The organism is Hahella sp. KA22, from assembly GCF_004135205.1.
GTDB lineage: Bacteria > Pseudomonadota > Gammaproteobacteria > Pseudomonadales > Oleiphilaceae > Hahella.
Genome location: NZ_CP035490.1, coordinates 375290 through 392698 on the forward strand (window position 1 = coordinate 375290; position 17409 = coordinate 392698).

13 protein-coding genes are annotated in these 17409 nt (G+C 56.4%); 9 read left to right on the top strand and 4 right to left on the bottom strand.

Annotated features, from left to right (window positions below; translation table 11 throughout):
- Positions 1 to 19: 19 nt before the first annotated feature.
- Positions 20 to 1258 (bottom strand): ABC transporter substrate-binding protein, encoded by a 1239-nt coding sequence (locus tag EUZ85_RS01740; RefSeq protein WP_127974235.1) that lies wholly within the window; start codon positions 1256 to 1258, stop codon positions 20 to 22.
- Positions 1259 to 1578: 320 nt separating this feature from the next.
- On the opposite strand from EUZ85_RS01740, the gene EUZ85_RS01745 reads away from it, so the two are divergent.
- Positions 1579 to 2631 (top strand): LacI family DNA-binding transcriptional regulator, encoded by a 1053-nt coding sequence (locus EUZ85_RS01745; protein ID WP_127974236.1) that lies wholly within the window; start codon positions 1579 to 1581, stop codon positions 2629 to 2631.
- A 23-nt stretch (positions 2632 to 2654) separates the two neighbouring features.
- Here EUZ85_RS01745 and EUZ85_RS01750 read toward each other — a convergent pair whose 3' ends face one another.
- Positions 2655 to 3659 carry a serine/threonine dehydratase gene (locus tag EUZ85_RS01750; RefSeq protein WP_127974237.1) on the bottom strand — a complete coding sequence of 335 codons (1005 nt, stop codon included), beginning with the start codon at positions 3657 to 3659 and terminating at the stop codon, positions 2655 to 2657.
- Between the two features lie 210 nt (positions 3660 to 3869).
- Here EUZ85_RS01750 and EUZ85_RS01755 point away from each other — a divergent pair, with 210 nt between their 5' ends.
- The 8 genes from EUZ85_RS01755 to EUZ85_RS01790 all read left to right on the top strand — a co-directional run bounded on the left by EUZ85_RS01755 (position 3870) and on the right by EUZ85_RS01790 (position 15318).
- Positions 3870 to 5489 carry a serine protease gene (locus EUZ85_RS01755; RefSeq protein WP_129498705.1) on the top strand — a complete coding sequence of 540 codons (1620 nt, stop codon included), beginning with the start codon at positions 3870 to 3872 and terminating at the stop codon, positions 5487 to 5489.
- Positions 5486 to 5881 carry a hypothetical protein gene (locus tag EUZ85_RS01760; RefSeq protein ID WP_127974239.1) on the top strand — a complete coding sequence of 132 codons (396 nt, stop codon included), beginning with the start codon at positions 5486 to 5488 and terminating at the stop codon, positions 5879 to 5881. Before EUZ85_RS01755 ends, EUZ85_RS01760 begins: the two co-directional genes overlap by 4 nt.
- Before the next feature lie 79 nt (positions 5882 to 5960).
- On the top strand, positions 5961 to 6695 hold the full coding sequence (locus EUZ85_RS01765) for a response regulator transcription factor (protein ID WP_127974240.1): 735 nt from the start codon (positions 5961 to 5963) through the stop codon (positions 6693 to 6695).
- Positions 6696 to 7096: 401 nt separating this feature from the next.
- On the top strand, positions 7097 to 8095 hold the full coding sequence (locus EUZ85_RS01770; RefSeq protein ID WP_371683246.1) for a sensor histidine kinase: 999 nt from the start codon (positions 7097 to 7099) through the stop codon (positions 8093 to 8095).
- The gene (locus EUZ85_RS01775) at positions 8092 to 9789 is read left to right on the top strand and encodes an amidohydrolase (protein ID WP_127974242.1); all 1698 of its coding nucleotides are present in this window, start codon (positions 8092 to 8094) and stop codon (positions 9787 to 9789) included. The genes EUZ85_RS01770 and EUZ85_RS01775 overlap by 4 nt, the downstream gene beginning before the upstream one ends.
- 111 nt (positions 9790 to 9900) lie before the next feature.
- Positions 9901 to 11940 carry a DUF3857 domain-containing transglutaminase family protein gene (locus EUZ85_RS01780; protein ID WP_164887416.1) on the top strand — a complete coding sequence of 680 codons (2040 nt, stop codon included), beginning with the start codon at positions 9901 to 9903 and terminating at the stop codon, positions 11938 to 11940.
- Positions 11937 to 13133, top strand: coding sequence for a lipopolysaccharide assembly protein LapB (locus EUZ85_RS01785; protein WP_127974244.1), 1197 nt, complete (start codon positions 11937 to 11939; stop codon positions 13131 to 13133). Before EUZ85_RS01780 ends, EUZ85_RS01785 begins: the two co-directional genes overlap by 4 nt.
- A gap of 397 nt (positions 13134 to 13530) precedes the next feature.
- Positions 13531 to 15318: a PKD domain-containing protein gene (locus tag EUZ85_RS01790; RefSeq protein ID WP_127974245.1), complete on the top strand. Its 1788-nt coding sequence runs from the start codon at positions 13531 to 13533 to the stop codon at positions 15316 to 15318.
- Between the two features lie 109 nt (positions 15319 to 15427).
- Here EUZ85_RS01790 and EUZ85_RS01795 read toward each other — a convergent pair whose 3' ends face one another.
- Positions 15428 to 16342, bottom strand: a complete 915-nt coding sequence (locus tag EUZ85_RS01795; RefSeq protein WP_127974246.1) for an AraC family transcriptional regulator — start codon at positions 16340 to 16342, stop codon at positions 15428 to 15430.
- Between the two features lie 39 nt (positions 16343 to 16381).
- Positions 16382 to 17227 (bottom strand): SDR family NAD(P)-dependent oxidoreductase, encoded by an 846-nt coding sequence (locus EUZ85_RS01800; protein WP_127974247.1) that lies wholly within the window; start codon positions 17225 to 17227, stop codon positions 16382 to 16384.
- Positions 17228 to 17409: the final 182 nt, after the last annotated feature.

Below are 17409 nucleotides of genomic sequence, written 5' to 3' on the forward strand. Positions count from 1 at the left end.
TCGCGCATCTCAAGTCCGCTTAGTAGCGGACCCGACGCTTGATGAGCTTGTGCGCATCCGCCAGCGCTTCCTTGATATCTTTATCGTGCAGCAGCACCTTATCCAGCTCGGCATTGACGATCTCATCGGCGATCGTGTCGTACTTGTTCACCGTAATGGCGGGAATGCGATCCGCCGCTTCTTTCCACTGAACGCGGGCCTTTTGTCCCCCCAGAAATTCGATGGGCTGTTGCAAAAACTGATCATTCTGCGCCGTGACCAGGGCGGGAAACGCGTCCAGTTTATGGAACGCCTCCAACTGCATGCTTTTGTTCAAAGCCAGGAAACGGATAAATTCCCACGCCTCATGTTTATGCTGCGCCTTGGCGGGGATAGCGTAAAAAGAGCCGCCCCAGCTGGCGTATACATTGTCGGGCAGTTGCTTGCTGCGCCACAGTCCGGCGGATTCCGGCGCAATCCAGTTGGCGAGATGCCCCGCCACCCAGGACCCCATCATCTGCGTGGCGATCTGGCCCCGTCGCAGCCCTTCGGTCCACTCGCTGGTCCAGGCTTTAACCTTGGCGTCGATACCGGCGTCACGCGCCTCTTTCGCCACTTTGAACGCTTTTTCGAAACGCGGACTGGTCACCAGTGAGTGGTTGTCCTTGTCAAAAAAGATGCCTTCGCCGTCCTCCAGGTCCGAACGGATGATGATGTCCTTCAGGTCGCCGGCGTGCGCCACCATGTACGCGCCGGTCTTTTCCTTCACTTTTTTGCCGGCGTCGATAAAGGCGTCCCAATTTTTTGAGAAAGCGCTTTCATCCACTCCCGCCTTTTGTAACAGGTCCTGGCGGTAAAACAAAGCGCCCGGACCGATATCCACCGGAATCGCCGCCAGATTGCCTTCTCCGCCAGTCGCCTGCGGAAGGGTGAACCTGGCGAATTGATCCTGATATTGCATGGCGTTGTAGGGAGGCTTGGATAAATCTTCAATGCCGCCGGAGGCGGCGAATTTGCCGATAAATCCGACTTCCACCGCCATGACGTCAGGCAGGTTGGAGCCGGTGGCGAGAGAGGTGGTCATCGCATTGTGGTGATCGCCGAAAGCCAGGCTGACCAACTTGATCTCCACGTCAGGATGCGCTTCCTGGTATAGGGGTATGGCGGCTTTAATGCCTCTGTCCAGATCGGGAAATGAAGCCACTTCCAGAGTCACGGTTTGCGCGGCGACGCTTCCCGACATGGCCGCGCTCAACAGAAAAGCATGCATGATCTTCATCTTATTATTCTCCTGGGCCGGAGCCCTTACATCGAGGTTGGTTTTTGTGCTTATTCTATTCATCAATGCGCTGTGTTATTTTGACAAAAACGTAATGAAAACGTTTTCAAACACAGCAATTTTATAACGTCGTGCAAATACGCTTGTCAATAAAAAAATGAAAATATCCGGAAATTTCATTTATTATCAGAACCGTACGAGCACACGCCGGGAACGAATCCGTTCTTATACGATTCAGCGGCCGCATGCGAAGTGAAGAGTGACGTATGCGCATATCTTCCAGGGAATGACAGGATTTCGACGGGCTATGGGAGTTTAGCTTGGAACAGACAATCAGAAAAAACACAGTGAAGAAGAAGCGACTCGGCGCACAGCCGGCGGCCTCCACCGTCACCGAAGTGGCGAAGCGGGCGGGGGTTTCCGTCAGCACCGTTTCCCGTATTCTCAACGGCACCGCCCGGGTTTCCGACGACAAACGCAGATCTGTGGAGCGGGCGATTGAGGACCTGAACTTCAAGCCCAATGTGCTGGCGCAAAGCCTTAAAAGCGGCCAGTCGATGACCATTGGCGTTATCACTCAGGCGGTAGAAAGCCCCTTCTTTAATGAGCTGCTCAAAGGCATTGAGGAAGGTCTGCAAGGATCAGGCTACGCCTCACTGATGGCCAGCGGCCACTGGAACAGCCAGAGCGAAATTGAACGCATCCGTCTGCTGATCGCGCGACGGGTGGACGGCATTATTCTGCTGACCGGCAATCTCAACAACGAACAGATTCTGGATCTGGCCTCACAGACTCCCATTGTCGCCGTCGGGCATACCGCCCACTCGGATAACGCCGCGTCTATCTTTATAGACAGCCGCATGGGCGGTTATCTGGCGACCAAGCATTTGATTTCTCTAGGCCATCGTAGAATCGCTCATATTCAGGGCCCGCAGGAACAGCACGACGCCAGCAACCGCCTGCATGGCTACAAAATGGCGTTGGAAGAAGCGGGCATCGCCTTTGACGAAGACCTGCTGGCGCAAGGCGACTTTATCGAGCCCGGCGGCCTGATGGCGATGAATCGACTGCTCGACAAAGGCGTTTCTTTCAGCGCCGTCTTCTGCGCCAATGATCAGACCGCCTATGGAGCCCGTCTGGCGTTGTATCGCCGCGGCATCCGCGTGCCTGAGGACATGTCCCTGATCGGTTTCGACGATCTGCCCATGTCGTCCTACACCACCCCTCCCCTCACCACGATCCGGCAACCGGTTTATGAAGTCGGGCAAACCGCGGCGAAGCGGCTGCTGCGCCTGATTCGCGGCGAAGGCGCGGAGTCCGTCAATTTGAATGTGGAGCTGGTGATCAGAGAGTCCACGCGTCGCCTGGGCTAAAGGCTGAAGCGGCGCGTTCAGCGTTAAAGCTCGAACTCATTGAGATAATTGTCCCGCCACAGCGCCGACATCATTCCCTGATCGACGTTGCCGCCGGTCAGGATCACCAACAGGCGTTTTTTGCCGCTGCGGCCTTTCAGCCACTGGCGCACGGCGTCCATGGTCATGGCGCTGGTGGGCTCGATATGCAGCTTGAGCAAATGCGTCAACCATTGCGTCCAAAACGCAATGCGCTGCTCTTCTACTTCATACAGGGCGTCCAGTTGTCGAATATATTCAAAAGTGATGTCGCCCACCGCCAGAGTTCTGGCGCCGTCAGCCAAGGTGTCCGGAGTGGCGCTCAGGCGATGAATCCTGTTTTCCCGCAGAGAAATCGCCGCATCATTGGCCTGTAAGGGCTCCGCCGCAATCATCTCCGCTTTCGGCGCAAGCGCCCGCGTCGCAATCAATGTGCCGGAAACCAACCCGCCGCCGCCGCAGGGCGCAAACACCGCATCCACTTCCCCCAGTTCATGCAGCGCCTCATAAGCCGCAGTGCCCTGACCGCAGATGACCTGCTCGTGATTGTAGGGGGGAATCCAATACACGCCGGGGTCTTTGGCCGCTTCCAGCACTCGCTCGTCCACTTCGGCGCGGGTCGCGCACAAGGCGACTTCGGCGCCATAGGACTCCGTGGCGCGGGCTTTAACCCGGGAGACATTCTCCGGCATGAAAATCGTCGAAGGGATGCCAAACAGACTCGACGCCCAGGCCACCGCCTGCGCATGATTGCCGGAGCTGTTGGCGATGATGCGCTCTGGTCTGCGACCGTTCTCCAGCAGCCAGCGCACTGTGTTGCACCCGCCGCGGGCCTTGAACGCGCCTACTTTCTGCAGGCATTCAGCTTTGAAATAAACCTCATGTCCCAGCCACTGGTTCAGCAAAGACGAGCTGACTAACGGCGTTTCCAGGGTATACCCGTGTATTCTGCGTTTGGCTTGCGCAATGTCTGCGATGCCCAAAGTCCGATCATGCTCTAACGTCGTCACTATCCTGTCCACCTTAAATCAGCGTTACTGAATTCATTCCTGACAAGCGTCGCCCCACCGCCTCCCTCGTTCCTGTACGATCTGATACAAAACCGAGATAGAGCTCTACATGGCCAGCCACTTAAATAGCGCCGTCGGTGGGCGCTGCCGCACCAACAAATTAGCCTACGCCGGGAAAAGCGTAAATCTGTTTTTTAAGTGGAGTTTGGAATGAGTCCTCACAAAGTTCTGTCCTTGAGCGCAATGCTTGGCATGATCGCCCTGTCTCATGTCGCGCTTGCGAAGGAACCTATTACGGCCAGAATCATCGGCGGCGATCAATCAGCCGGCGGCTATCCCTGGATGCTGTCTATTCAGAACGCGACCCTGGGCGACCATTTTTGCGGCGCCAGCCTGATCGCGGAGCGTTGGGCGTTGTCCGCCGCGCACTGTATTGGCGACGAGCCGGCAGACTCGGTGTTCGTCGTCGCCGGCGATTTTGATCTCAAATCGCAGGACAAAGGTCAACAGCGCGTCGGTGTAAAACGCTTCGTGCATGCGCTGGGCGAGCCCTATGGCGACCTGATGCTGCTGGAGCTGAAAGAAGCGGTCAAACATCCGGTTATTCCCCTGGCGGATGAAGCCACTATGGCGTCGCTGGCGCCCAACGCCTCTTTTACCGTAATGGGCTGGGGCAATATGTCTGCTGACGGCGCCGACTATCCTGACAAGCTGCGCCAGACAGAGGTTCCCCTATACGATCAGGCCGAGTGCGCAACCGCCTATAGCGCAATAAGTGGAACGATCGACGACACTATGATGTGCGCCGGTTACCCAAAGGGGGGAAAAGATACTTGCGACGGCGACAGTGGCGGACCCATGCTATGGGACAACCATGGCGCGTTGACGCAGGTTGGCGTAGTCAGTTTTGGCGAAGGCTGCGCCAAAGCTGGTTTTCCCGGTGTTTACGCCCGCGTCGCCACCTTTAATACGTGGATCAAAGAGCAAATGGCGCAGGCGGACGGTCTTGCGATCAGCCAGACGGACTTCAGACAGATTAGCGCCGGCTACAAGCTTCAGAAGACTTTGACGCTCACCAACAACAGCCAAAAAGACTTGGTATTACAGGGGCTCACCTTAACCGGAGACAGTGGCTATCAAATTGACGCCTCCGCCTGTGACAATGCGATGCTGAAACCCGGCGCCGTCTGTCATCTGGTCCTGACGCTTCAGTTCGCGGAAACCGGGCGTAAAACCACAAAGCTAACGATCAATAGCACGGACAGCGCACATCCGAACTGGACTTATGTCTTCTCGGCGCAGTCCATCAACAACGCCAACTTCAAGCTGGGACAAAACGCCACCTTCATTTGGGGACAGAGCCAGGAAGGCGACTGGACTCAGCGTGAAGAAGACGGCAAGCGGACACTGACTACAGAATTGAGTGAAAAGAAAAGCCAGTCACTGCTGCTAACCCACTTCAGCGGAAAAGGCGTATTCAGCTTCGAGTGGAAAATCGAAAATAGCGCCGCAGAAGACCTCAATTTATACATCGACGGCCAGCGCATATTTGACGCCAAAGCGGAAGGTGAATATAAGCGATTCCAACACACCTTGAACGATGGCCAGCATACCGTTTCCTGGTCGTTCCAGGACGTCAGCGAACAGACCACGAGCGAAAACAAACGCGCCCACATTCGGTCCGTCGCTCTCGACGCCTCCGAAGGCAACGGCAAAAAAGGCGGTGGCGGCGCTATCGGATTCCTGCTGCCGCTTCTCGCTCTGCTATGGCTGGCGCGCCGATATACGAGCGACAATTGTCAACCCAATTACAGGAGGTCGCCGCAATGAGCGATTGCTATTCTTACCAAAGAACGAAAGCGCACAGCAGAATAATATTAGCCCTGGGACTGACGTTATCTATGGCGGCGACATCAGGGTACGCCGAGGAGACGGAGGCGCCGCAAACCGGCGTTCCCCTGAGCCGACCCGCCGTGCTGCAGTCCGTGTCGATTCAACTGGATCAGTTGGTCTTCAGCGTTAAAAGCACAGGATGCACGCGGCGGGATGATTTCCGGCTTTTCTGGGAAGGTCCAGATCTGACAGTAGTGCGCCTGAAGCCGGACATGTGCCGCAAAAAGGCCCACTGGGCGACCTTTTCCTTACCCTTGACCGACCCGGAGCTACAGGAGTGGGAAAGCCTGTATATCAATAACCCTTTGGTTATCCACTCCGGGCCCTGATGCGAACGCGCGCCCGGTGACGACGCATAGCACGGGCGCTGGCCTGATGTCAGCGGAAATAGAATGGAGAAAACGAAGCATGAAAGTAACTGAGCGGCTGCTACTGGTGGATGACGACAAAAGCCTGACCCGGCTGGTTCGCCAGTTTCTGGAGCAGAACGGCTTTTCCGTGCATGTGATTCACGACGGAGAGTCCGCCGTAGCCTGGCTGGAGCGCAATCAGCCGCAACTCATCATATTGGATGTCATGCTGCCGGGCATGGATGGTTTATCCGTGTGTCGGGAAGTCAGAACACACTATAAAGGCCCCATCATCATGCTGACATCCCTGGATGACGACATCGACGAAGTCGCCGGCCTGGAAGTCGGCGCCGATGACTATCTGGCCAAACCGGTCAAATCCAGGGTGCTGCTGGCGCATATCCGCGCCCAGTTACGCCGCGTCGAAACCTACTCCGTACAGGACTCGGACGCTGCTGCAATGCAGGAAAGCGCGGCCGTTCATATCGGGGATCTGGTCATCAATCCCAACGCCAGAACGGTAGTCAGAGCCGGCAACGCCATCGACTTCACCACGGCGGAGTTCAACCTGCTTTATTACCTCGCCCGCCAGGCGGGCTCAGTTATCTCACGCGACCTGGTGTATCGGGAAATATTCAACCTGGAGTATGACGGACTTGATCGCTCCATCGACTTGCGCGTCTCGCGGATTCGTAAACGCCTTGGCGACGATCCCAAACACCCGCGCATGATCAAAACCGTTCGCGGAGAAGGCTATCTGTTTGTCGACGACGCCGATACAAGGGAGAGTTGAGCATGTTTCTGCGTTTTTACGCCGCCCTGGCGTTGTTGTTTTGCGTATGCTTTATCGCTTACGACTGGGCGTATCCCCTGTTGTGGTGGGAGAGCGCGCTTTCCGCCGAGGAATCCCGTCGTCATTCAGGAGAAGGCCTGCGGGAAGTCGCCGCGGAGCTGTCCGAGCAGGAAGCCACTGCCGCTGGCGACCGTTTGCTGGCCGCCGCCTCGGACCTGCTGGAAAGCGCGGACATAGCGCTACAGCCCTCTTATGAGCTGATCGAATACTCCATTCTGGAGAACAAGGACATGAGTCTGACTCTTGATCAGCGTCGTCGCCTGATGGCGGGCGAATATCTGGTGACGGAGCGCAGCTCCCCGGACTCCTGGAGCGTGCAAACCGCTATCCCTGACAAAAACATGACATTGGAGGCGGTCTTCAAGGAACAAGGCGACGGCGGTTCTTTCTATAGCTGGCTGGCGGGCTACGTTGTCCTTTATCTGAGTCTGTTAGCGGTGGTCCTGTACCTGCTCCTCGCCAGCGTGAAGCGGCCATTACGGGAATCCATCTCCCAGGTTAGCGCCGCATTGCGTCGCATCAATGGTCTCTTTAATGGCCCCACCGGCCCCGTGCAGTCCGCCGAAGAGCCAGCGGAATTGCTGAAGCAGGCGTCAACCGTGGAACGTCATATCGCCCGGGAAAAAGAAAGCCGCGCCCGCCACTATGACGATCTGCGCGACCTGCTGCATGGCGTCGCTCACGAGTTCCGCAGCCCGATGGCGCGCATCAGCTTCGCGCTGGACCTGGCGGATGACGAAACCACGAAAACCGCCCCGGATGCGGAAAACATCCGCACACTGCATCAGGAGATCAGCGGCGCGTTGGATGAACTGAGCGGTTTGGTGAAAGAAGTGCTCAGCTACTCCCGCCTGGAGCACGGCCGCGGCGACCTGCAGTGTGAGCCTGTCGCAGTGATGGATGTCGTGGAAGAGATTCTGGCCAAACAACGCAAAATGCATCCACAAGTGGAATTCGTTACGCCCGCGGAGCCGAGCACACAGGAAATTCAGGTGTGGGCGGATCGGCGCTTATTCTCCCGCGCATTGGTGAACCTGATCCGAAACGCCGCCCGTTTCGCCGACCACAGCGTCAGAATCAGCTGGCGCCTGACCGATACTCACTTCGAGATTCAAGTGGACGACGACGGCCCCGGCGTGCCGCCCGGCAAACGCCAACGCGTCTTCGAGCCATTCACACGTCTCGACCCCAGCCGCTCACGGGATTCCGGCGGCGCCGGACTGGGCCTGGCGATTGTAAAAAGTATTTCCATGTTGCATGGCGGAACCGTAAGCGTGACTGACAGCCGCCAAGGCGGCGCTTGCTTCACCCTATGCTGGCCCAAGGAGCCGACTCAATGAATCCACCCCATGTGTGCGCCCCGATTGTGTTGGCGCTTTCACTTTGCGCTTCAACCTCTGAGGCGACGACTTCCAGCGACGGCGGGGCCGATCTGGCTTTCATTAACGCCGTGGTATACACCGCCGACGCGCAGAAGCCCATGGCGCAGGCGGTGGCGACGCGTAACGGCGTCATTCTCACGGTGGGAGACACTGCGGATATCGAATCGTTAATGGATGAGAACACGCAGGTTATTGATGTAAAAGGCGGACTGCTGTTACCAGGCTTTATCGACAACCATAATCATGTCTTCGAGGCCGCTTCCTCCGCTGGCGGCGATTGCGAACTCGCCCCGGACCTGACTCCCAGCGAACAGCTGCCTTACTTACGCCAGTGCCGTGAAACCTCGCAACCAGACCAGTGGGTAATCGGCTGGGGCCATACCATCGACGCCACTTTAAACGGAGAAGGCCCCACGCCCCTGCAAGTGATCGACAGCGTATTCCCGGATCGCCCCGTGGTGATCATGGAGCAGACGTCGCACTCCATGTGGGTTAACTCCGTCGCTCTGCGCCTCGCCGGCGTCAATGCAGATACGCCGGACCCACAAGGGGGCAGGATCATGAAAGACCCGGAAACCGGCGAACTAAATGGCGTCATTGTCGATAACGCTGGCGATATCGTCATGGAACAGGCCTGGAACAGTTTGCGCAACAAGTTCGAGGTCAGCTACGACGGCCTTTTAAGTGGTCTGGCGGAGGCCGCCCGTTACGGCGTCACCACCATTGGCGACGGTCGTCTGTACTGGAAACGCGGATGGTATGACGTCTGGCGCGCGGTGGCGGCGGATGGCGAGCTGACCGCCCGCGTCTCCCTGCGCCCCTGGATTTACCCTCATGTGCCGCAACAGGAGCAGTTGGACTTTCTGCGTTCGATTTACAATCCAGATCCAAACGGACTGTTGATCGTCAACCAGGTGAAAATGTACAGCGACGGCATTCTCATCAATGGCACGGCGAAGACCCTGCAGCCCTATGATTTCACCTATTTTCCGCAATCGCCCTATGGCCTTAATTACCTGCCCCAGGCGGTCATGCAGGACTGGCTGGTCAAGCTGGACCGACTCGGCTATGGCGCGCATATCCACGCTATTGGCGACGGCGGAGTGCGCGAAAGTCTCAACGCCATCGCCGCCGCTCGTCAAGCCGGCTCACAACGCCGCTACAACATGACGCATCTGGAGCTGGTGGACGCGAGCGATCTGGACCGCTTCAAAGCATTGCAAGTGGATGCGGATTTTCAGGTGGGCTCCGACTATATCGGCGCGGCGGACCATAGCTGGGCCGAACCACTGATTGGGAAGCAGCGGGCGCATCGTCTCATTCCTTTGGGGGAGGTGTACGCCAGCGGCGCCAATGTCACTCTCAGCAGTGACTGGAACGTGAACCCGATCAATCCAATGGCCGCCATCGCCAATGCCGTGCAGCTTAAGGAACGCGGCTTGCCCAGCGTGCGCGCCGCACTCGACGCCTATACCATCAACGCGGCCATCGCCCTGGGGCTGGAGGCGATCACTGGCTCCATCCGCGTAGGCAAGTCTGCGGATTTTGTGGTGCTGGACAAAAATATCCTCGACGCCGCCCCCCAAGACATTCGTCAGGCCCGGGTCATGATGACCTGGCTGCGCGGAGAAGAAGTTTACGCCGCGGAATAACGCGGCGACATTCTTAATTTGTTTACAATTCGACCACTCACATGCTCCCGGGTACGTGGTAAACTGCGCCGCCTACCCTTTTTTTGATTGATGTACTCACAAGGAAGACGAATGAATCGCTTCTCCGGCAGACTTTATGGCCTTCTCGCCACCCTGGGCGTTATGCTCGCCGGCCAGGCCAACGGCCAAACGTTTAAATCCAATGGTTACGCCTACGACATTTCCACCACCCCGAAGTGGGTGGAGTCCGTGCAGGCGCCTGCCGCTCCTGAACACGACAATGGAGCAGTCGAGTATTTGCTGGTGGACCGCCAGACCAGCGCCGCCACGCGCTCGCCGCAATACTTCTATCACTTTGTCGAACGCGCCAACAATCTGGATGGCCTGGAGGAAATTTCCCACCTCAAGGTCACCTTCAATCCAGACTTTCAACAGTTGGTCTGGCACAAGCTGAACGTTATTCGCGACGGCAAAGTCATTGATCGTCTGGACCCGCAAAGCATCACCTTAATCAGAGAAGAAACCGAGCTGAGCCAGGAAATGTTCAGCGGTTACGTCACCAGCGTGGTGTTCGTCAAAGGCACTCGCGTGGGCGACGTCGTGGACTTCAGCTACTCCATCGTCGGTCGCAACCCCGTCTTCGGCGACCACTACTTCCAGGGCCTCTCCATGTCCTGGCAAGTGCCAGTGCATCGTCTGTACACCCGCGTTATTGCGCCGCCCAACCGCGAACTGCGCATGTCCGCCGTGAAATACGACGCCCAGCCCAGCATCGGCGCTTACGGTAAATCCAAAGTCTATGTGTGGGATGACGCCAATGTCGCCGCCTACTACAACGAAGGCGATTACCCACTGGATTATGAGCCGGGCAGCTTTATCAGCCTGACGGATTTTCCTGACTGGGATGGCGTGATTCGCTGGGCGGAGCCTCTGTACGCTGCGCGCCCCATCAAATCCAAAGAACTGCGCGACCTGCGGGATGAGCTGAAAAGCATGCCCAAAGAGCAGGCGGTGATCGCTGCGCTGCAGTTCGCACAGGAACAAATCCGTTATCTGGGCATCGAGCTGGGTCAGAACTCCCACCTGCCCCGGGCGCCGGATACCGTCATCGAAAACCGTTACGGCGACTGCAAGGACAAAACCCTGTTGCTGGTGTCTTTGCTCAGAAGTATCGGCATAGACGCCTACCCCGCCCTGGTGTCCTGGGAGATCGCTTCCGGCGTCGATAAGATCGCGCCCTCACCCGGCGGTTTCGACCATGTCATCACCCTGGTGGAGCTGGATGGCCAGCGTTACTGGCTGGACCCCACCCGTCGCTACCAGAAAGGCTCTTTGAGCACCCTGGGATACTACGATTACGGCAAAGCGCTGATTATCGGCCATCCGAGCGAGCGGGAGCTGGTCAAAGTCGGCCTGCCGGATGTGGCGGCGACCCCAAGCATGATCACTCACGAGCGCTTCAAGGTGATTGATTACAGCGCACCCGTGGAACACTTCATCACCACAGAATATACCGGTATTGAAGCGGATCGTATGCGCCAGCGTCTGGCTAATAAATCCATACGCGAGTTCAGCCAGGATATGCTGAATTACATGCAGAAACTGTATCCGGGCGCAGAACAACTGGAGCCGGTTCAAATCACCGACGACAGCGATAACAACCGCTTTATCATCGATGAGCATTACCGTATCAGTGAGTTTTATGCGCCTGTGGACGACGTGCAGGCGACCCGCTTCTACGCCTACTCGCTGTTTGAGTACGTAAAAAGTCCGGCGGTGACGCGACGTTCAGGGCCGCTGACGCTGCCAGGGCCAATCAGAGTGGTGCATGATATTTCCCTGGAATATCCCTACAGTCTCAAATTTACTGATCAGGCCGCCAAGGTCAGCCAGAGCAACGACTATTTCAACTACTTCTATCAGGAAGACTATCTGGGTCGCACGTTGAATCTGCATCATGAGCTGGAATTCAAGCGCGCCGCCATGCCTGCGGCGGAAACTCAGTCATTCCTGGACCTGAAGAAGCAGATCAACGATTCCGGCGAACATTATTATCAGGTGACGCGCAGCGAGGAGACGGATAAGTCGCGCTTTGCAGACTTTATCTCATCCATTCAATCAATGGTTTATGGTTTGGAGGCGCCGCAATGATCCGCTCCGCTAAATGGCTCATTAAACACTGCGCGACACTTGGCGTTCTGATGTTTTCCCTCTTCATCGTTGGTTGCGCCACGCAATCCGCGTCTACGGATAGCGCCACCGCGGCGGAGGAAGCGCCAGGGGAGTATCCTTCGCGTCCCATCAATGAATTCGCCAAGCAATTGCGGGATCTTCTGAACCTGCGCAACACCGACAAGATCGTCGACATGGTGGACATGCAGGAACTGCTGGGCAAAGCCGTGGATCGCTCTGATCTGCCCGTGGCGTTTCGTCCCAGCGCCAAGAACCGACTCATTGATACGCAATTATCCAACTATCGCGCCATCGTCGCCGGCAGTCTTCTCGATATGCCGACGGAGAACGGTTACTACGACATCGCCAGTATCCGTCCTGAGCAGTCTCAAATTACCTATCGATTGGACGACGAGGCCTTGGGGTATCTGACGGTTTACTATCGCAGAGACGCCTCAGGGGAATATCGGATTACCGATTTCCACAACTGGCTGTCGGTGTACGACCTGAGCTATCGCATCGCGCAAGGGCTGTCCTTGAGCTATCGAATCAACCTGCAAGGCAATCCCACCAAACAGGCATTGCTCCTGCAACTTGGCAAAGTCTCCAAGTCCGGCAATGTCGAAGAGATTCACCGCGTCTTCGAAGGCCTCGCGGACGAGCGCCGCAACGATGACTATCTCCAGTTAGTCTACGCAGAGTCGCTCCTCGACGCAGGAGATTTGACGGGATTCGTAGAACAAACCGCCGTGCTGAATGAACGTCTGGGAACCTCGCCCAACTATCAGTGGCTGCTTTATTACCGCAGCCTGAATCAGGAAAACTATCAAGCGGCGGCGGAACACCTGCAGGCGCAGATTGAGCAGACGCGCCTAAAAGATGCAGGCATTCTGGACGAGCTGGCGCGAGTCAAGCTGCTCAGCGAAAAGTACAACGAGGCGATTCGACTTTCCTACGAAGCCATTCGCAGCGATTCTTACTATGAGCCGAGTTATTCCACGCTGACCTTCGCCCTCATCAAGACTGACCGGCTCGATATCGCCTGGGAAACCCTGAAAGTCTTGAAGGAGCGCTTCAGCTATGAGTTCGATGAAGCCGCTTTGCGCGAAGATGGCCGTTTCGGCCCCTTACTGGAACGGGAAGATTTCCGTCACTGGCTGAAGCAAAGCTAAGGCCTCACGCGCTCGTATTGCCCCATGACGGGGGGCGTGTTTCACGCCTTAACTTAAAACGCCGGCCGCTTGTATGAGCGGCCGGCGTTTTTGTATTCAGCGTTAGTGTCAGCATGCCGGCGGAAGCCTGAAACAGGCCGCCATTCCATGTCGCCTTCGACAGATCATTCAGGCCGCCGCTCATTCCTTTCGAGCATAAACGTCCCGCCCTTTAGACTAAATTGTAGAAACTTTCACTTCTTTTCTAACTGCTCGAATAAGTTGGCTATCCTGTACCATTAGAATACCAATAACTATAAATATTCCGTTTGAGTATATCCATTCACGTAAGAGGTAGGGTTAGAACCGCCGCTAAGGCTAGGAAAATGGAATTAACTATCTAATGTGAGAGGACCTTATGAAAACAAAAATAGCTTGGGTCGCCGGGCTTGCTTTGTCCTTAACACTATCCGCCAACTTGCAGGCGGCGTCGGATGACGCCATTGCAGCTCCCCAACCACCTATAACCATCGCTTCAGAAACGCCTTTCAAAGGACTACTGACGGATGAACGCCAGCTAAGGAGAGAAAGCGTCGCCGCCTATCAGGCGGTCAGTGATCGCCGTATAAAAATCCACAAAGAAAACGCCAGTTTCATCAAAGTGCATTTCTCCCGTTTCGACATACCTGAAGGAAGCTACGTCGTCGTACGTAACGCCCAGGGAGACATTGCGCATCGCTACGGCGGAGACAATCCATCACTGCATACGTTACGCGAAGGCGATGACGGAGCAACCTCTTTCGCCGCGCTTTCCGTGATCGGATCAACCGCTATCGTGGAATATTTCCCCGGCGTCAGCAGCCAGACGTCTTACAGTATTGAAGTCGACACCGTCATGGAGGGCTTTCCCCAGGAAGAGATCGACGAACTCATGAGTCAGCAAACCAGCGGGTTCTCTACTTGCGGCGTCAATGAAAGACGCGATGTGCAGTGCTGGGCGGACAGCCATCCAGAAGAGTATGAACGCACACGCCCGGTGGCGCGCATACTCGTCAATGGCTCCAGCCTGTGCACCGCCTGGCGCGTCGGCCCTGACAACCGGATTTTCACCAATAACCATTGCGTCTCGTCCCAGTCCGGCGTGGCCAATACGGAAGTCTGGTTCAACTATCAGCGCACCAGCTGCGGCAGCGGCTCGTTAGCGGGAACAAAAGTAGTCACCGGCGCCAGCATGCTGGCCACCAACTATGAGCTGGATTACACCCTGTTTACCGTCAACAATTTCTCTTCCATCCAGTCTTTCGGTTACTTCGGCCTGGATGTGCGTCCCGCGACCAATCAGGAACGCATCTACATACCTCAGCATGGCAGCGGCAATCCCAAGGAGCTTTCCATTGAGAGCGACCAGAACAGCGGCGGTTTGTGCCGGGTGGATCAGCCATCCGTCAACGGCCGCGGAACCGGCACCGACATGGGTTATAACTGCGACACTATCGGCGGCAGCTCCGGATCGCCGGTTCTTGCCGGACAAACCAACCGCGTCATCGCACTGCATCACTTTGGCGGCTGTCCCAACCAGGGCGTGCTGATTCATAAGATCTGGCCGCAAGTGGCCAGCTACTTCAATAATCAGATTCCCGCTGGCGATAATGAAACGCCCAACGGCGATCCTGTCGCAGACTTCTCTTTCTCAGTGGCTAAACTGGAAGTGCGCTTCAGCGACGAAAGCTCCGACAGCGATGGCGAAATCGTCAGCTGGCAATGGGATTTTGGCGATGGCAATTCCTCCATCTCCCGCAATCCCACACATACTTACGCCAGCGCTGGCGGATACAGCGTCAGCCTCAATGTCACCGATAACGACGGCAACACCGCCAGTAAAACGCAAACCGTCAGCGTGGGCGACACACCCAGAATCGAGGAAAAGAATCTTTCCGACAACACCGGCGACTGGAAGCACTTCAAGCTGTCCGTCCCCTCAGGAATGAGTAAACTCACTGCCACCACCTCCGGCGGTTCCGGCGACGCTGACCTGTACGTCCGCCAAGGCGCCCAGCCCACCACATCCCAATACAACTGCCGCCCCTACACCAACGGCAACAACGAAGTCTGCACCATCAACAACCCCGCCGCCGGCGACTGGTACATCAGTATCCGCGCCTATCGCGACTACTCAGGGGTGGATCTGGTGGGCGAACTGGAGTGAACTGCTAGCCCTCACCTACTACTCAGTCGCCTGAGGCAACAGGCCTGAGACGCCAGCAAGCCGACTGTCTTTGGATGGTCGGCTTTTTCACCACAGCCAAACCAGCCAACTATGGCAGCCAGTATTCTGAAGCGCCGGCGTTTTTTATACGCGTCAGGTCTTTGGAGGGTGGGAGGCCGAACAGGCGGGCGTATTCGCGGCTGAACTGTGAGGGGCTGTCGTAGCCGACGCCATAACCGATGTTGGCGATGTCCTGGTCGCCCAAAAACAGTTGCCGTCGCGCCTCCAGCAGCCGCAGCTGTTTCTGGTACTGCAGCGGCGTCATGTGGGTGGCGGCCCTGAAATGTTGGAAAAACGATGACGCGCTCATGCAGGTAAGGTGCAGCAGCTCTTCCATGTCAAAAGGCCGATTAAAGGTGGATTTTATATGCTGAACGGCTTTGCTTATCTGTCGTAAACGACTGTCTCCGTTAGTGATTTCACGCAGAATGCCGCCCTGGTCGCCATTCGCCAGCCAGTACAGGATCTCCTTTTCCGCCAACGGAGACAGAACGGAGATGTCTTTGGGCTCATCGTTCAGCAACGCAACCAGTCTGATTAACGCATCCAGGAGACGAGGCGTCACCAGACTGACGCCGACGCTTTGCTGAGGCTCGCTGTTATCGACGCTTCCTTCGTCCAAAATCAGCTCGCTGAGGATAGTTAGATCCAAATCCAACCGCATGCACAAGTAAGGTTGCTCCGGCGACGCCTGCATCACCTGACCAGCAATAGGCAGGTCCACCGACACCACCAGGTAGTGGGCGGCGTCGTACTTGAATAGCTGTGCACCGGAGATGACTTTCTTCGCACCTTGCGCCACGACGCATACCGCAGGCTGATGAACGGCGAGCACTGGTTCTGTAGGGGACGATGAGCGGATGAACGAGAGTCTGGGGATGTCGCTTTCATGCACGCCATCATTAGGACAGTGCTTCTGAATCAGACCGGCTAATTCCTTAATCCGGTCATGGATTTCCGACATACCCAGCCTCCTGTTGAAATCGCGCGCCTGCGCGAAAATTTATTCCAAAATATCCGTCGATACGGATAACGACGCCCACTGATCCAGCTCACTCTGGCGGGCGCTGTATGCCTGGCTGAGATACTGCACCGCATCCGAGCCGGCAGCGAATCTTAGCGGACAATTCTCCTCGCGGGACAGCTTCACCAAGGCTTCGCCCAGCTTGGCCGGATCGCCAGCCTGCTGATGGTTACGAATGCGATAGCCTGCCATCACAGCAGTAGAGTACTGCTCGTAGTCGCTCACTCGCAGATCGCCATAACTGATTGAACTGTCATCCAGAAAATCCGTACGAAAAAAGCCGGGCTGCACCAGGGTGACGCCAATGCCAAACTGCTTCACCTCCACCGCCAGACACTCAGAGAACCCTTCGATGGCGAACTTGGAGGCGCAGTACGCCGACGCGCCCTCAAAACCAATCGCGCCGCCGATTGAGGAAATGTTGAAAATACGCCCCTTACGCTGTTCCCGCATGTAGGGCAATATTGCACGCGTAACGTCCATTAATCCAAATACATTGGTCTCAAACTGAGCGGAAATTCTGTCTGTGGCCACTTCCTCAAACACGCCCAACTGGCCGTATCCCGCATTATTCACCAGCACATCGACGCCGCCAAAGCGCGCCACAGCCTGCTTGGCGCAGTCCGCCGCCTGAGACTGACTGCATACATCCAGCGCCAGCAACAGTAGGCGGTCGTCAGACTCATAAACCTTACGCAGCGCATCCAGGTTACGCCCGGTCGCCACCACATTTTCCCCCGCCGCCAACGCCGCGACAGCAATCTCATACCCCAACCCGCGAGAAGCCCCGGTAATAAACCAGGTTTTATTTTTTCCATCGGACATATGCAACCTCCAAAATGTATTCAACTGTAGTTATCGAACACAAGAATGACTCCATGGTCGCTCAAACAGCTAACACGATACTCTCTACCCTTTGCACAATTCTCCATTCTTGTCGAAAAATACCAAGCAATATGAGACGTACGATTCACGAAGTTAGCGCAAAAGGCGCTGAGCCTTACTAT

What these genes read in the sequence shown, in the direction of transcription:
- EUZ85_RS01740 (WP_127974235.1), bottom strand. Translation starts at nt 1,258, where the DNA reads ATGAAGATCATGCATGCTTTTCTGTTGAGCGCGGCCATGTCGGGAAGC.
- EUZ85_RS01755 (WP_129498705.1), top strand. Translation starts at nt 3,870, where the DNA reads ATGAGTCCTCACAAAGTTCTGTCCTTGAGCGCAATGCTTGGCATGATC.
- EUZ85_RS01760 (WP_127974239.1), top strand. Translation starts at nt 5,486, where the DNA reads ATGAGCGATTGCTATTCTTACCAAAGAACGAAAGCGCACAGCAGAATA.
- EUZ85_RS01765 (WP_127974240.1), top strand. Translation starts at nt 5,961, where the DNA reads ATGAAAGTAACTGAGCGGCTGCTACTGGTGGATGACGACAAAAGCCTG.
- EUZ85_RS01770 (WP_371683246.1), top strand. Translation starts at nt 7,097, where the DNA reads ATGACATTGGAGGCGGTCTTCAAGGAACAAGGCGACGGCGGTTCTTTC.
- EUZ85_RS01775 (WP_127974242.1), top strand. Translation starts at nt 8,092, where the DNA reads ATGAATCCACCCCATGTGTGCGCCCCGATTGTGTTGGCGCTTTCACTT.
- EUZ85_RS01780 (WP_164887416.1), top strand. Translation starts at nt 9,901, where the DNA reads ATGAATCGCTTCTCCGGCAGACTTTATGGCCTTCTCGCCACCCTGGGC.
- EUZ85_RS01785 (WP_127974244.1), top strand. Translation starts at nt 11,937, where the DNA reads ATGATCCGCTCCGCTAAATGGCTCATTAAACACTGCGCGACACTTGGC.
- EUZ85_RS01790 (WP_127974245.1), top strand. Translation starts at nt 13,531, where the DNA reads ATGAAAACAAAAATAGCTTGGGTCGCCGGGCTTGCTTTGTCCTTAACA.
- EUZ85_RS01795 (WP_127974246.1), bottom strand. Translation starts at nt 16,342, where the DNA reads ATGTCGGAAATCCATGACCGGATTAAGGAATTAGCCGGTCTGATTCAG.
- EUZ85_RS01800 (WP_127974247.1), bottom strand. Translation starts at nt 17,227, where the DNA reads ATGTCCGATGGAAAAAATAAAACCTGGTTTATTACCGGGGCTTCTCGC.